This is a genomic window from Oscillibacter sp. (genome assembly GCF_032018205.1).
Classification (GTDB): Bacteria; Bacillota; Clostridia; order Oscillospirales; family Oscillospiraceae; genus Oscillibacter.
Map to the genome: position 1 here is coordinate 1 of NZ_DALZOY010000029.1, position 13,191 is coordinate 13,191.

A 13,191-nucleotide genomic window follows, 5' to 3' on the forward strand; every position below is an offset into this window, starting at 1 on the left:
CAGCGTAGGTCGAACATCCTTGAGAAAAAAGTGTAAAGTAATATTGACAATATCACAATTATGGAATCGTGCTTTTCGTTATCTGGCTCTAAAATTTATTATTTGTATCAACAACACTAAGAAACTGCGTATCCCACTTTCGCCCTTGAGATGCATGGACAGTCAGTATCCGTCCGAATTTCTTTTCTTTAGGGAGAGCGAAAAGCTTCTCTGTGCAAGCGGTCATATTCCTGCTGAATGGGTTCATACGTCGAGTTTTTCCACGCAAGGTACGACTCTCCTTTAACACGGAACTGCGGTAGAAAAAATGAACCTCGGCTCTCTGAAAACTTGGCCAGGAAGAAGCCAAAGAGGAGATATCCCTCTTTTTATCACATATTTGATCGTATGCAGATTGTCCTCTTTCAAGAGCGATAAATTCAGCTTGATCCAGATCGGACAATTCCGATTTCAGCTCCTTTTCGGATTCAATCAGTTCTCTCAGATTTGCTTCTTCGTCGGAAAGCAACGCGATATATTCATTAGACATAGGACAACCACGAAATACCATAGGCTGAATTGAGGTGAGGAGCATGGCGAGACGGCAGCGGGAGCCTATCCGGGTAGAGGCATTTGTGACTGTGAACGAACAGAAAGTAAATATTGACACGCTGTCGAAGGAAAAGCGCTGCGAAATCGGCGCGGTACTAAAGGTAACATATCTGAACGCGCTTTTCCGGGGCAAGGCCGTGTTCCACATAGATGAAGAGAATTAGTTTATTGGATACCGCTTTGGGCTGCAGCTATATTACCGTGGGGCTGTGAATCAAAAAAGTGGTGGTGCGTAAGCACCACCACTTTGCAGCCTCCATTCACACACCTAGGTACTACCAATCCACAACCATCACTTCTTTAAGTAAGTCAATAGTGCGAGCAGTAGGACGTTGGCTGAAATGATTAGTGTAAAGACTTGGAATGTAGTCATGGTAAGTCCTCCTTCAAACGCCGATGGAGGCTGCAATTACAGTATAGGACATGTTAAAAGAATATAAAGTTGAAATTCAGTCGCATTTCAGAAGAAAAATTTCGGTTTTGAAACCAGAGCAAAGAAACTTGAAAATAAGAAGATTCATCTGCGCTTAATTTTACAGAAGCAAGCCCCGCCTTTTTAAGGCGGGGCGGAAACTTTATCGTTTGTCATCGCCGGGTTTATGACGGTTTCCCGACTGCTTTTTATCATTGCGCCCCTCACCGTCAAGAGCGCTTTGTGCAAATGTCGGACCGCCCTTTGCCTTTTTCAGGCGGACAGGCTTTGGGTCAAGCTGGCTGTCTTTTGGCATTTTAAATCACCTCACGTGTATTTTTTGCAGATTCAAAATTTATATCCTTTGACAAACCGGGTGCGGGCGCACCATCGACAGAGCACGTATAGAATCATGAGAATAAAAAAGCGCCGTCCCCGGTGTGCAAGACCGGAGACGGCATAGCTGCTCAACGGCAACATGAGGTTATGTTTTTATAAATTTGCCCGCAGGCAATCTTAGGACCTGAATCCCCGGACGGCTGCGTCGTGAAATCATCCCGATGCCGATGAATTACTACGGTTTTGCCTACAATTTCGTCTACGAAAAATCTGTTTGTAAAGACCGTCATGAATGCGAAGCCCTGATTTCCGAAAAGCGGAGGAAGATCGCCTGCGTGGTCCGGGTGCAAACAGTTCCTCGGATTGTAGTGCCCGCCCGTATCGGCAAACGGGTCTGTCGCATTTCCGGCACATACGGCGCCTTCGTGAATATGGAAACCGAAAACGTTAGCTCCACAGGGGCCGTCATCACAGGGTAATCCTGTCACTTCCACTGCCACAAGCACCCCGGACCTCGTCTGATAAAACCGGACAATTCCGCGAATTTCGGGATACGTCATGCTCCCGTTTATTTGTGCACAAGCATTTGGCGATTGATTAAAATTTATGATATGCACTGCCATATCACCCCTTGATATCTTATGAAAAGCAAGTGAAAATGACACTCAATAGCAATGGGAATAACGTGAGATTTATGTGACTCCGGCAGCCAGCCGAGGCGGAAAAGGAAAACCGCCCCGGTTAAGGGGCGGTAGATCAAAGGTCTTGAAGGTCAGCGGCAGGAAGATCGTTTTCAATATTGTCCCGTGCCAAATCGTTGTCAATGGCTGGGTAGATGTTCCCCGGGATAGGCTTGTCACCATCGCCATCATTAAGAATTTGAGCCAATTTTTTCTTTGGGTCCATACTATCACCTCGAGAATAGTCTTTGCCAAATTGTTTTAAATATTTTAGGAAGAGACTCACAAGGGAATTGAAACCGCGCCCGATGGGGCCAGAACAGGCCGCCGAAAAGCTTCAAAAATTCTGCGACTCTACCATGAGCATGGGATTCTGGCAATTCTGATTGCGTTAATTTGCGGAGGAATACTTCTGGTCATTATCCCGTTATAAAAAATGCTCACACAATTGCCCACACGAAAACGGCATGCCTGCGGCGTGTGGACAAGCACAGTCTGAGACATTGACTTGTCAAAAACAAGCAAATTACCAGGGCGGACCTTAACCACGATTGCCTGCAAAATCATAGATACCACCTCTTATTGCAGGGTATGTCAAGGTTGAAAAGAATGTTCCGCTTTTTATCCCTGTGTCGCCGGGGAATGAAAAGTCAATATACACATTTAGAGCCTTCTATGGTGGTTTCAGAGATACGGAGCGGTATCTGTCTCGGGGCCTTCCTGCTCCAATTGGTGGGCCAGCACCCGGTTAATAATTTTCATGCCGGCCTCGTGATAGTCTCGCCCGTTCGTAGACGCACAAAACTCACCGAGAACATCGAAGTCATAGCCTGCGTCGAAAAGCGTGATTGCCGATGCGATCACGCAGGCATCCGTATCAAAGCCGACCAGATCGATATGAGAGCACTGCCCCACCAGACGAGACAGGTCTTCATGCGGGAGCCCGTAAGTCGTTTTTTCCTCGACCACCGTCGGCAACCCGGCAGGGGGGTGGATCAGCAGGGAATCGGAGCAGGCATCCAGCCCACTGTACCGGTGCAGTCGGTTATAGAACGGTGACTGGGGCGTATTTTTGTAATAGGTCAGGATGCAGTAGTCATATCTGCCAGTTTCCGCCAGCCTTTGAATTTCAGGAACGCGGTCTCTGGTGGTATCCGTCAGAAATTCCTTCTGAACGTCAATGATCAGCAGCGCGTTGCGGGAAGGTTTGGTCATAACAATGCCTCCGGATTTGATTCATTCCGATGTCTTGGGTTAGAATGCTCGGGTGAGCACTGTTTCATTCGTACGGCTACGTACAGAAGTTTCAAGCTGGACAAGAATATGCAAAGCTGAACAGGCCGGGACTCTGCCCCGCCCTGATTTTTTAGAGAGGTGAATACGATGGCAAAGAAAGTGGATACAAGTAATCAGGGCAAATGGAGCAACACTTTGGCTGGGATTTGGTAGGAGGCGGCTCATCCGGTTAGGGAGAAATGTTGCTGTTTCAAAATTGTCTTTTCATTTTTGTAATTTGTGGTATACTAAAAATAATAAAGTAATTTCTGCGGTTCCCGTTGATCTTTATTGACGGGAACCGCTCTGCTTTCTTAATCCGTACAAAGTAGAACGCATCTGTGCCGTGTGCATGAGTGCCGTCTATTCTGATATTTTAGAAGAAGAGAATGACATGACATTTAAAGAACTAAACCTCGCAGCACCTATCTTAAAGGCGGTTGAACGCCAAGGATACACAACACCGACCCCAATTCAGCAAAAAGCAATTCCACTGCTATTGCAAAAGAAAGACCTGATTGGCTGTGCTCAAACCGGCACGGGCAAAACAGCGGCCTTTGCCCTTCCAATCCTTCAGAACCTTGCATTGGAACGGAGAAAGGGTATCAAAGCATTGATCCTCACGCCTACAAGGGAACTGGCTATTCAGATTCAGGAGAATTTTGACGAATATGGAGCCAACCTGCGCCTTCATTGCGCCGTGATCTTTGGCGGTGTCAGTCAGGTACCGCAAATAGAAAGACTGCGGCGAGGCGTTGATATCCTAATTGCGACGCCGGGGCGGCTTTGCGACCTGATGAATCAAGGCTATATAGACATCTCACAGATTCAAATTTTTGTTTTGGACGAGGCCGACCGGATGCTGGATATGGGCTTTATCCATGATGTAAAAAAAGTTCTGCGCGCACTGCCGGAGAAGCGACAGACCCTTCTTTTCAGTGCCACAATGCCAAAAGAGATTGAGGCGCTTGCAAACACAATTCTTCACGACCCGGTTACAGTAAAAGTAGACCCCGTGTCCAGCACAGCAGCCTCCATTGACCAGCATATCTATTTCATTGATAAGGGCAATAAGCGCCGTCTGCTGGCAAAACTGCTTCATGGCAACGATGTCGGAAGCGCATTGGTATTTACCCGGACAAAGCATGCCGCCGACAAGGTAGTGACGGAGTTGGCTGGGGCGGGTGTAGTGGCGATGGCTATTCACGGGAACAAGAGCCAGAACGCCCGGCAGAATGCCCTAAAACGCTTCAAAAGCGGAGACATCAAAATTCTTGTTGCAACTGATATTGCGGCGAGGGGAATTGACATTCCTGAACTGTCCCATGTGTTTAACTATGAATTGCCAAATGAACCGGAAACTTATGTTCATCGTATCGGCAGAACCGGCCGTGCCGGTCTGGGAGGCATTGCCATTAGCTTCTGCGACTATGATGAAATTTCTTACCTAAGGGATATTGAAAAACTGATGGGCCGCACGATTCCTGTGGAAAAATCAGAGTGGCCAATGATGATTCTGCAAAAGTCGGAAAAAGCACCGCAATCCAGATATGGTCACGGTCGTTCACATTCTCCCTCGGCGTCATCTAATCCCAGACATTCACAAGCCCGGACGACCGTTTCCGCAAAACCTCATGCTGCATCCGCGAAAGAGCATGATCGCGTGGCGGGCAATCGAAAAAGACGTGATCGCCGGTAAACATCTCCGTACCCTATGAAAGCCAAAATATCACGTCTTCGGTTTCCCGAAGACGTGATATTTTTGTAGTCTAATGAAGTATGGTCCTCCGTACTGACTGATTATCAGCGCCGCCAGCGTGGGATTCGGAGTTTTGATATTAACGGGGTATTGCAGCTTTTTTTCATAAACAAACATCAGCCGTTCACTCCTTCATCCCAGGGCCACGGATCATTTAACCAGATAAAGCCTTCCTGCTCCGTAATATCGGTCTGGAGGAGGGGCCCGTACATTTTCCGATACGTTATCCGACCCTCTTGGGCAAGCTTGATATAAGACCAGTAGAGGTTCAGAACCTCCTGATCCTTGGGATGGGTGGTGAGATACAGGCCCAGCTCGTCAATTGCAAAATCAAGCGCCATCAGCTCCGCCAAGGCGGTGTTGTTGGTTTTCAGCTTGTCAGTCATCGCCGCCTTAAACGGCAGGTCCAGCCCCGGAAACAGCGTCCCTGTCTGAAGCGCCGTGGCGTTTTCATAGCGGGGCGGGTCCTGATCCTGCATGGGCACATAGGGAAATGCCAGCGGCGCACAGCGGCCGGGAAGACTCCCGTCGTTTTGGCCGCAGGAATTCAATTCAGGTCTTTCCATCTGCAAAAATACTCCTTCCTTTGCGCAGGTTTGCTCAGACTGCGCACGGTATCGTGCGCTTATGCCATACTATGCCCGGCAACCCCCGCTGGTACATCTTGCGGGACCGAAGGGAAGGGTGCTATAATATAACGCAAAGCTCTCCCGGACTACCCGCGCCCGCTTGCGGCGGCACGGCGGACATAATGGAAAAGCCGTACCTCATATTCTTCACGGGAGGTGACGGCGATGGTTGTTTTTATACGCAGGACCCATCTGACCCTATCCGCACTGCTGCTTACGGCGGTGGCGGGGATGGCGTTGATTCTGTGGCAGGGGAGTGGGAGTGTCTCTGTGCTCTCTGCCCAGCCGATGGGAAGCCCCAGCCGCGTGGTGGTAGTAGACCCGGGCCATGGCGGAGAGGACGGCGGCGCGGTGGCGGGGGACGGTACGGTAGAGAGCGGACTGAATTTGCAGATTGCCGGGCGAGTGGACGCGCTGCTCCGGTTTTTGGGGCAGGATACGGTGATGACCCGGACGAAGGACGTGTCCATCCATTCTCCGGAAGCCACGACGCTGCGCCAGAAAAAGGCGTCCGACCTTAAAAACCGGGTAGCGCTGGTAAATGGACTGGAGAATGCGGTGCTCCTCAGCATCCATCAGAACAGCCTGCCAGGCTCTCCCAAAACCCACGGTGCACAGGTGTTTTACAATGGCGTGGAACCTGCCCCGGCGCTGGCCGCCACCGTGCAGGAACGGCTGAACAGCAGCGTGAACACCGGAAATGGAAAAACACCCAAGCGTATTTCCGATTCTATCTATCTCACGAAAAACGCCACGGCTCCGGCAATCATCGTGGAGTGCGGATTCCTCTCCAACAGCACCGAAACCGCCCGCCTGCAAGAGCCGGGATACCAGATACGGCTGGCGGCTGCCATTGCCGCCGGATATTTTTCTACGGAGGAAACATCATAGATGAAAGTGAAAAGCACGTTTTACTGCACGGAGTGTGGAAACGAGACGCCCAAATGGGCGGGGAAGTGCCCCGCCTGCGGCGCATGGAACACGGTGGTGGAGCGTCCCGCGGAAGCCGCGCCGAAAAAGTCCCGGGGAATCGGGAAAGCGGCGGCTCCGGCAATCCCCGTCATAGGGAGCATTCGCCGTGCCCGTCCGGTGACGGATTTGGAAACCGCGTCGGAAATCCGCTTTCCCACCGGAATGGGGGAACTGGACCGGGTCCTTGGCGGCGGACCCGTCAAGGGCTCTTTGGTGCTGGTGGGCGGCGCACCGGGAATCGGGAAGTCCACGCTGATGCTGCAAATTTGCAGCAAACTGTGCGAATTTTCTAAGGTTTTGTATGTATCCGGAGAGGAGTCGGAGCACCAGCTAAAGCTCCGGGCAAAGCGGCTGGATGTGGAGAGCGAACAACTGTTCGTTATCTCTGAAACCTGTCTGGGGGACGTGCTGGAAACGGTGGCGGCGGAGCAGCCCGACATTCTTATCATTGACTCCATCCAGACACTGTACAACGACGCGCTGGATTCTCCCGCCGGGAGCGTGGGGCAGGTGAAGGACTGCACCATGGCGCTGATGCAGCTTGCCAAAGGGCAGGAGATCACCGTATTCGTCATCGGGCATGTGAATAAAGAGGGCTCCATTGCCGGACCCAAGGTTTTGGAGCACATGGTGGACTGCGTGCTGTATTTCGAGGGAGATCAGCACAGCTCCTACCGCATTTTGCGGGCGGCAAAAAACCGTTTCGGGGCAACCAATGAGATCGGTGTGTTTGAGATGGAGGACGCGGGGCTGCACGAGGTGGAAAATCCTTCAGAGCTGCTGCTGGCGGGCCGCCCGGCGGATGCACCGGGAAGCTGCGTCACCTGTGTGATGGAGGGCGTTCGGCCAGTTCTGGCGGAGGTGCAGGCCCTGATTGCCCCCAGCGGCTACGGAACGCCCCGCCGCACCAGCAACGGCTTTGATTACAACCGGGCGGCCATGCTGATTGCGGTATTGGAAAAGAGGGGAGGGCTGAAGCTCTCCACCTGTGATACCTACTTAAATATCATCGGTGGCTTATGGTTGGACGAGCCTGCCGCCGACCTCGCCGCCGCCGTGGCGCTGGCCTCCAGCTATCTGGATCAGCCCATTCCCAGCGATTTGGTGGCCATCGGAGAGGTGGGACTGACAGGGGAGCTGCGCAGCGTCAGCCAACTCAGCCAGCGGGTGAACGAGGTGCAGCGTCTGGGTTTTAAGCGCTGCCTGATTCCGGAGCACCGGTCCCAATCGCTCCATCCGCCGGCAGGGTTAGAGCTGATTCCGGTGCGGAATATTGGAGAGGCTCTGCGGGCCGTGCTGCGCAAACAGGGATAAAGTGAACGCAGCCGCCACCGGCGGGCGGAATGCCCGCCGCCGCCGCGCAGTCCAAATCACACAGTCCGTCCTTTTGATAGATACAGGCAGAGGTGCACGGAATAAGCCCCATAAATTTTAATCCGTTCCTTTCAGTTTGAGATGTTTGCGGGAAGCCCAGCGCTTGCGGCTAGGATGTGCTGAAAGGGCGAAGTTTATGTTTTGTAAGAGGGAAACGACCCGCCAGCAAACTGGGCCTCTTTGGGCGTTCCCCGGCACGAAGCCGGGGAGCCACAAGTCAAGGCAGGCTGTTTGGAAAGACGTAAAGCGCGCCGCCAAGGCATTTCGCCTTAAACAAAACGTTGCGCCGCAGTACGGGGACATTCGGCGCGTGCAGCGAGCCATGGAACACGGCAGCCCTGCCGTCACCGCTATTTATGTGATGGCTGGACATGTTGCTTTTTCGGAAGAACGTCCTTGCCAAGCAGCGGAAGCAGAAACTTTCGGTTGACAACTGATCAGCGCCGCTCTATACTTGTGTCAAAACAACCCTGCACCTGAATGGGGGCTGTTTTGACACAGCCAATACGGCGCCGAAGGAAAACGGTAAGCTAGGTTCGGAGGCGGCGAAAACACACGCCATCGAATGCCAAGACGGAACAACAACGTTTATTTTGTTGCCCGGAGCGGCTGGCCCCAAGCGCGGTGCGGGGCGCTGCTTCCGACGCGCTACCTACGACACGCAGCGCGCGCAGCCCGACGACACGTCGGGGCGGAGGGCGGACAGTCGGCATTGTTTTGCAATGACGATTGAACAAAATAAAAATTTTGTTTAAAGTAGGGGAGCCCGCCAAGGATATCTAATCTGATTACGCTGTAGAGACGCCGCCATCGCTGGTTCTGTACAATGGAAAAACGGCGTTTTTCCAAATACCAAAATCCTCAATCTTTGCGGATTCAGAATTACGCTGTTGCATGTTGCATTTGGAAATACCCATCCAGACAAACCCGTTTCCAGCGATTTGGGTGGCTTTTTATGAAGAAATTCTCTTTTAAGACTGCTCGGGCCACTGTGCGTACAATAATATTACAGGATTGAGGGTGATTTTTTGAACGATTATCGCACTGAAGCGCCGCCAGTCCTGCGGGACTTTCTGGCGTATCATGAAACCATCAAAGCTCATTCAAAGCGAACTGTGGATGAATACTTTTTGGATCTGAGAAACTTTTTCCGCTACATGAAGCAGACACGGGATCCCGCCCTACGTGACAGACGGCTGGATGAAATTCCTATTTTGGATGTGAATTTAGACTTTGTTAAATCTGTAACATTAACAGACATTTACGGATACATGACCTATCTCAGCCGCGACCGGATTTTGCATCAAAACAGCTCTAACTCTGATTATGGACTAAATTCCTCCTCAAGAGCGAGAAAAATTGCAACACTTCGCTCTTTTTACAACTACCTGACCAATAAGGTACACTTGATTACCGAGAATCCCGTAAAGGACATCGACTCCCCAAAAACCAGAAAGTCGCTGCCAAAATATCTGACCCTGGATGAAAGCATCCGGCTTTTAGAGTCGGTTGACGGAAAGAACCGCAAGCGGGACTACTGCATTCTGACGCTGTTTCTCAATTGCGGATTGCGGATTTCCGAGCTGGTGGGGCTGAATTTAAACGATATTCAGGATGAGGCCCTTCGGGTTCTGGGCAAGGGCAATAAAGTCCGCATCGTCTATCTGAACGATGCCTGCAAGGACGCGCTGCGGCGATATCTGGCGGCGCGGCGGCCCGTGTCGGGACGGGACAGCGGCGCACTGCTTCTGTCTGAGCAAAACAAACGCATTAGCCGATCCGGCGTGCATGCGCTGGTAAAAAAGCATTTGGGTCAAGCTGGACTGGACGCATCCGAATACTCTTCTCACAAGCTCCGTCATACTGCCGCCACACTGATGCTTCAAAATGGCGTGGACGTGAAAGCGGTGCAGGAGGTTTTGGGTCACGAGCACCTGAATACCACGGAAATCTATACGCACATCGACAACGAAGCCCTCCGTGTCGCCGCAAAGGCAAATCCCTTGTCACGCGTTAAAATTCATGACAAATCTGGCGAATAAAATTGCGGCACAGGAAAGATATCACTTTTCCTGTGCCGCACTTTATTGAATTTCTCCCGCCGCTTAGATTGCCGCTTTTGCGATAAGTTCGTTTAGCGCCGCGGTTTCGTTTTTCAGGCTTGTATCAGCCACACCGAGCATATCCTTCAAGCGACTGATGACGCGCTCAATTTCGCTTTTGGTATTCTGCACCTGTGCCTGAGACTGATTGATTTTATCCAATACCGCCCAATCCGCAAACAATCCGTCAAAGAAAAAATCCGCAAAGCCCAGAAAGCCTTCGATGCTGACCTGTATATCCGCATGAATCGTCACATCAGTCAGCTCTGTTTTAAAGCGGCGCAGTTGTACCTGTAAATGCTCTACCTGTTGCTGCGCTTCATCCAGATGGCTGTGCTTCGCCAAATCCGATATCAGCCCTCCGCCCAGCAAATCCCAAGTCCCCCAACCCTCCGCGCTGTCAAGGCTGGATAGAATCCCATCCGTAGTGGCAAGGGCGGCCTGCCCGGCGCCAAGCGCTTCGTTGATTTCCTTGATCTGTCCGTCCAGATATGAAATGCGTTCTTCAGTCTCAAGAATCTTCCGAACATCTTGTGTGCCCTGGGATTTAATGGCATCCAGCTTTTCCTTCAGTGTCTGCTCATATTCCCTCTCGCACTCCCCTAGTCGGCCAAGTTCAGCCTCGTAGCGGCTGATATCCTCCTCCACGGCAAAAAGCTCCCGCGCGGCCACGTCATACTTCACACCCGCAGCATAGGCCTCTTGACGTTCTTTATCCAGCTTTTCATCCATTTTGCCGACAACACCGTAGAAAAAAGCGGCCAAGCTATGCCCTTCCAGTCGATCCACGTCTGCTTGTTCGTCTAATTTTTCTTTCTTCAGTGCATCGGTTTTTAAGAGCAGAGCCTCTCGTTGAATATAGAGCTCTTTTAGTTTGGATTGTGTGTGCTTCTTTTGTTCAATCTTCTTGCGAAGGCCCTGTATCTTTTCATCGTAATATACCATTGCGAACTCCCTTCGATTTTATATGACTGCCCATCAGCCGTACAGAACATCCCGGCAGCTCCGCCATAGCAAACCGCTGATCGGACGCCGCATTTAAATCCTTCCTTGTCCATTTTGACCTGTGCAAAGTTTTTCCTGTTACAAAGTTTCACGCCGGCAGGCTATTCCAGTTCCAGTCGGTTTCCGAGGGGATGGTCCCCAGCCGCCACAGGGAAACGCCGGTAATGCCCAGCAACTTGGCGGCGCCGAGCTTGACATGAACGCTGTTATTATCGTCGTACCAGACGAAATAGCGGCTGCCGTCCTCCGTGGTATAGATTGCATAGGGCTGTTGATAGGTGTCAGACCAGCCCTTTTCCGTATTCGACTGTCTCAGCCGCTGATATAGCGTCTCATTGGAGGGATACACCGGCGTTCCGGAGAGAAGCTTTCCATCCGCGCCAATTTTCCATGCCATGGGTTTGCTGGAGAAGCCCAGAAGCAGCTTGGGCTGATTGGCAGCGCCTATTTGGACGACGGCGTCCAACAGTGAGGCGTATGTCTGATCAGCGGGAGCTTGCGCAGCGGTCTTGTAATACTCCGTTCCCACAAAGGAAGTCATATCCGCGGTGTTGTAATCATAGGCCATCAAAATTACCCGGTCGGCAGCCGCTCCGATGGCAGCGTAATCATAGCCGTCGTAATAGCTTCCAGTGGTTAAAATTGGGGAAACGCAAACATACAGGCTCTTGCCAAGGGAATGCACTTTACTGGAAAGCGCATTCAAAAACACCGTAAAATTTGCTTTTTGTGCAGTCCGCAAACCCTCAAAATCAATTGTCACACCGGAATACGGATTTTTGCCCACGGCGTTGTAGGAAACGGTCAGCTCATTGACGATCTGCTCCACCGCCGCCGATCTTCCGGTCTCGGATGCCAGCAGCTCCCTCACGCCGCCGGACACATCCATATAGACGCTCAGGTTCAGTGGGGTACCGCCCGCGTCCAGATAGCCGGTTACGTCCTGATAGCCGCTGGGAACGGCGTACTCATTCCCGTTCGCTGAGGTGGTGGAAAGCAGCGCCGAAGTTCCGTCCCACGTCATCCGGCTCCACCCGGCGCTGACGGCTTCCATCCCGTCCGTCAGGCTAAGCTGGCTTCGGGAGGAGATGGCGTAGAACCCATGGACAAATTCAGTGGCCCGACTGAGCTTTTCGTAAATGCGCACCAGCATGGCGGCAGCCTGTCCCCGGGTCGCGGTTGCATTGGGGGCAAAAGTGGTTTCAGAGGTGCCGGAGGTCATACCAATCTGATAGGCCACGGCTACGTAGCCCTTCCCTACTTCCACGTCTGTGAACGGAAGTGCGGTCGATTTTTCCTGAATCGCAGCCGCCCCCTTCAGTCCCACCGCCCGGACCAGCATCTCAGACATCTCGGCGCGGGTGATGGGTACGTCCGGGCGAAATTTTTCGCTCTGATCCACCACGTCATGGGCCAGAGCCGTCTCCACCACAGAGTACCATGTGTGGGAGGCAGGTACGTCGGAAAAGGAGGGCTGCAAAGGCAGTTCTCCGTCCCAATTCATGGTTTTCACCATCATCCGCACCAGCACAGCTGCAAACTGGCCCCGGGTGATGGGGTCCGAATAGCCAAAGTTGGAGGCACTGTATCCGCCCATCAGACCGTAGTCCGCGGCCTTCTGCACCTCGGCCGCAAGAGCACTCCCCACCGGAATATCCCGGAAGGACGCGGCAGAAACCGGCAGTGCGGCCGCTGCGGTCAGAACAGCGGCCAACAGTGCCGCACAAAGCTTTTTCATATGTATTCGCCATCCTTACTTTTTTAATTAATACAAACAATCACGGCTGACGGAGTTTCTTTCCGCCAGCCGTGATTATAGCACCTTTTTTAGCCGCGTTCAAGTCACGCACGGTTAACACCAAGGATTCTGACAGGTCGAATAAGGACATACTCGTAGCTGCTCAGCGGCCTGTTGTCCGCATCAAAGCTATGTGCCGCCACGAGAATGTCCTCTGGACCATAGGGCGGCTGCGTCCGGGCGATCTGGTTCAGCTTTCTCTCGGAGGAAGTCGTTATCAGCATTCACCAATCGTGGTGGAGGCGCAGCCGCCCT

General features: G+C 52.1%; 14 protein-coding genes and 1 pseudogene. 5 read left to right on the forward strand and 10 right to left on the reverse strand.

The window, feature by feature from the left end; translation table 11 throughout:
- Positions 1-88: 88 nt before the first annotated feature.
- On the reverse strand, positions 89-529 hold the full coding sequence (locus RTU96_RS14355; RefSeq protein WP_312637336.1) for a hypothetical protein: 441 nt from the start codon (positions 527-529) through the stop codon (positions 89-91).
- Between the two features lie 43 nt (positions 530-572).
- Here RTU96_RS14355 and RTU96_RS14360 point away from each other — a divergent pair, with 43 nt between their 5' ends.
- Positions 573-755: a hypothetical protein gene (locus tag RTU96_RS14360; protein WP_312637337.1), complete on the forward strand. Its 183-nt coding sequence runs from the start codon at positions 573-575 to the stop codon at positions 753-755.
- A 411-nt stretch (positions 756-1,166) separates the two neighbouring features.
- Here RTU96_RS14360 and RTU96_RS14365 read toward each other — a convergent pair whose 3' ends face one another.
- From RTU96_RS14365 to RTU96_RS14380, 4 genes are all read right to left on the reverse strand, one after another.
- Positions 1,167-1,319, reverse strand: a complete 153-nt coding sequence (locus tag RTU96_RS14365; RefSeq protein WP_312159049.1) for a hypothetical protein — start codon at positions 1,317-1,319, stop codon at positions 1,167-1,169.
- A 151-nt stretch (positions 1,320-1,470) separates the two neighbouring features.
- On the reverse strand, positions 1,471-1,965 hold the full coding sequence (locus RTU96_RS14370; protein ID WP_312637338.1) for a superoxide dismutase family protein: 495 nt from the start codon (positions 1,963-1,965) through the stop codon (positions 1,471-1,473).
- A 133-nt stretch (positions 1,966-2,098) separates the two neighbouring features.
- The gene (locus RTU96_RS14375; protein ID WP_312637339.1) at positions 2,099-2,248 is read right to left on the reverse strand and encodes a hypothetical protein; all 150 of its coding nucleotides are present in this window, start codon (positions 2,246-2,248) and stop codon (positions 2,099-2,101) included.
- 458 nt (positions 2,249-2,706) lie between these two features.
- Positions 2,707-3,237: an isochorismatase family protein gene (locus RTU96_RS14380; protein ID WP_312637340.1), complete on the reverse strand. Its 531-nt coding sequence runs from the start codon at positions 3,235-3,237 to the stop codon at positions 2,707-2,709.
- Positions 3,238-3,649: 412 nt separating this feature from the next.
- On the opposite strand from RTU96_RS14380, the gene RTU96_RS14385 reads away from it, so the two are divergent.
- Positions 3,650-4,996 carry a DEAD/DEAH box helicase gene (locus tag RTU96_RS14385; protein ID WP_312637342.1) on the forward strand — a complete coding sequence of 449 codons (1,347 nt, stop codon included), beginning with the start codon at positions 3,650-3,652 and terminating at the stop codon, positions 4,994-4,996.
- A gap of 81 nt (positions 4,997-5,077) precedes the next feature.
- Here RTU96_RS14385 and RTU96_RS14390 read toward each other — a convergent pair.
- Positions 5,078-5,173 (reverse strand): annotated as a pseudogene (locus RTU96_RS14390) (manganese catalase family protein); the annotation flags it as partial.
- Positions 5,173-5,622: a spore coat protein CotJB gene (locus tag RTU96_RS14395; RefSeq protein WP_312637343.1), complete on the reverse strand. Its 450-nt coding sequence runs from the start codon at positions 5,620-5,622 to the stop codon at positions 5,173-5,175. The pseudogene RTU96_RS14390 and the gene RTU96_RS14395, both read right to left, overlap by 1 nt.
- Before the next feature lie 228 nt (positions 5,623-5,850).
- On the opposite strand from RTU96_RS14395, the gene RTU96_RS14400 reads away from it, so the two are divergent.
- The 3 genes from RTU96_RS14400 to RTU96_RS14410 all read left to right on the forward strand — a co-directional run bounded on the left by RTU96_RS14400 (position 5,851) and on the right by RTU96_RS14410 (position 10,073).
- A complete protein-coding gene (locus tag RTU96_RS14400) occupies positions 5,851-6,576 on the forward strand; it encodes an N-acetylmuramoyl-L-alanine amidase (protein WP_312637344.1) in 726 nt (241 codons plus the stop codon).
- Positions 6,577-7,971 (forward strand): DNA repair protein RadA, encoded by a 1,395-nt coding sequence (gene radA / locus RTU96_RS14405; RefSeq protein ID WP_312637345.1) that lies wholly within the window; start codon positions 6,577-6,579, stop codon positions 7,969-7,971.
- 1,088 nt (positions 7,972-9,059) lie between these two features.
- A complete protein-coding gene (locus RTU96_RS14410; RefSeq protein WP_312637346.1) occupies positions 9,060-10,073 on the forward strand; it encodes a tyrosine recombinase XerC in 1,014 nt (337 codons plus the stop codon).
- Between the two features lie 63 nt (positions 10,074-10,136).
- On the opposite strand, the gene RTU96_RS14415 is transcribed toward RTU96_RS14410, so the two are convergent.
- The 3 genes from RTU96_RS14415 to RTU96_RS14425 all read right to left on the reverse strand — a co-directional run bounded on the left by RTU96_RS14415 (position 10,137) and on the right by RTU96_RS14425 (position 13,160).
- Positions 10,137-11,078: a hypothetical protein gene (locus RTU96_RS14415; protein WP_312637347.1), complete on the reverse strand. Its 942-nt coding sequence runs from the start codon at positions 11,076-11,078 to the stop codon at positions 10,137-10,139.
- Positions 11,079-11,226: 148 nt separating this feature from the next.
- The gene (locus tag RTU96_RS14420) at positions 11,227-12,876 is read right to left on the reverse strand and encodes an S-layer homology domain-containing protein (RefSeq protein WP_312637348.1); all 1,650 of its coding nucleotides are present in this window, start codon (positions 12,874-12,876) and stop codon (positions 11,227-11,229) included.
- A gap of 104 nt (positions 12,877-12,980) precedes the next feature.
- Positions 12,981-13,160 (reverse strand): hypothetical protein, encoded by a 180-nt coding sequence (locus RTU96_RS14425; RefSeq protein WP_312637350.1) that lies wholly within the window; start codon positions 13,158-13,160, stop codon positions 12,981-12,983.
- Positions 13,161-13,191: the final 31 nt, after the last annotated feature.

Excerpts from the sequence above, each read along its gene's own strand:
- RTU96_RS14355 (WP_312637336.1), bottom strand. The coding sequence starts at position 529 with ATGTCTAATGAATATATCGCGTTGCTTTCCGACGAAGAAGCAAATCTG.
- RTU96_RS14360 (WP_312637337.1), top strand. The coding sequence starts at position 573 with ATGGCGAGACGGCAGCGGGAGCCTATCCGGGTAGAGGCATTTGTGACT.
- RTU96_RS14365 (WP_312159049.1), bottom strand. The coding sequence starts at position 1,319 with ATGCCAAAAGACAGCCAGCTTGACCCAAAGCCTGTCCGCCTGAAAAAG.
- RTU96_RS14370 (WP_312637338.1), bottom strand. The coding sequence starts at position 1,965 with ATGGCAGTGCATATCATAAATTTTAATCAATCGCCAAATGCTTGTGCA.
- RTU96_RS14375 (WP_312637339.1), bottom strand. The coding sequence starts at position 2,248 with ATGGACCCAAAGAAAAAATTGGCTCAAATTCTTAATGATGGCGATGGT.
- RTU96_RS14380 (WP_312637340.1), bottom strand. The coding sequence starts at position 3,237 with ATGACCAAACCTTCCCGCAACGCGCTGCTGATCATTGACGTTCAGAAG.
- RTU96_RS14385 (WP_312637342.1), top strand. The coding sequence starts at position 3,650 with ATGAGTGCCGTCTATTCTGATATTTTAGAAGAAGAGAATGACATGACA.
- RTU96_RS14395 (WP_312637343.1), bottom strand. The coding sequence starts at position 5,622 with ATGGAAAGACCTGAATTGAATTCCTGCGGCCAAAACGACGGGAGTCTT.
- RTU96_RS14400 (WP_312637344.1), top strand. The coding sequence starts at position 5,851 with ATGGTTGTTTTTATACGCAGGACCCATCTGACCCTATCCGCACTGCTG.
- radA (WP_312637345.1), top strand. The coding sequence starts at position 6,577 with ATGAAAGTGAAAAGCACGTTTTACTGCACGGAGTGTGGAAACGAGACG.
- RTU96_RS14415 (WP_312637347.1), bottom strand. The coding sequence starts at position 11,078 with ATGGTATATTACGATGAAAAGATACAGGGCCTTCGCAAGAAGATTGAA.
- RTU96_RS14420 (WP_312637348.1), bottom strand. The coding sequence starts at position 12,876 with ATGAAAAAGCTTTGTGCGGCACTGTTGGCCGCTGTTCTGACCGCAGCG.
- RTU96_RS14425 (WP_312637350.1), bottom strand. The coding sequence starts at position 13,160 with ATGCTGATAACGACTTCCTCCGAGAGAAAGCTGAACCAGATCGCCCGG.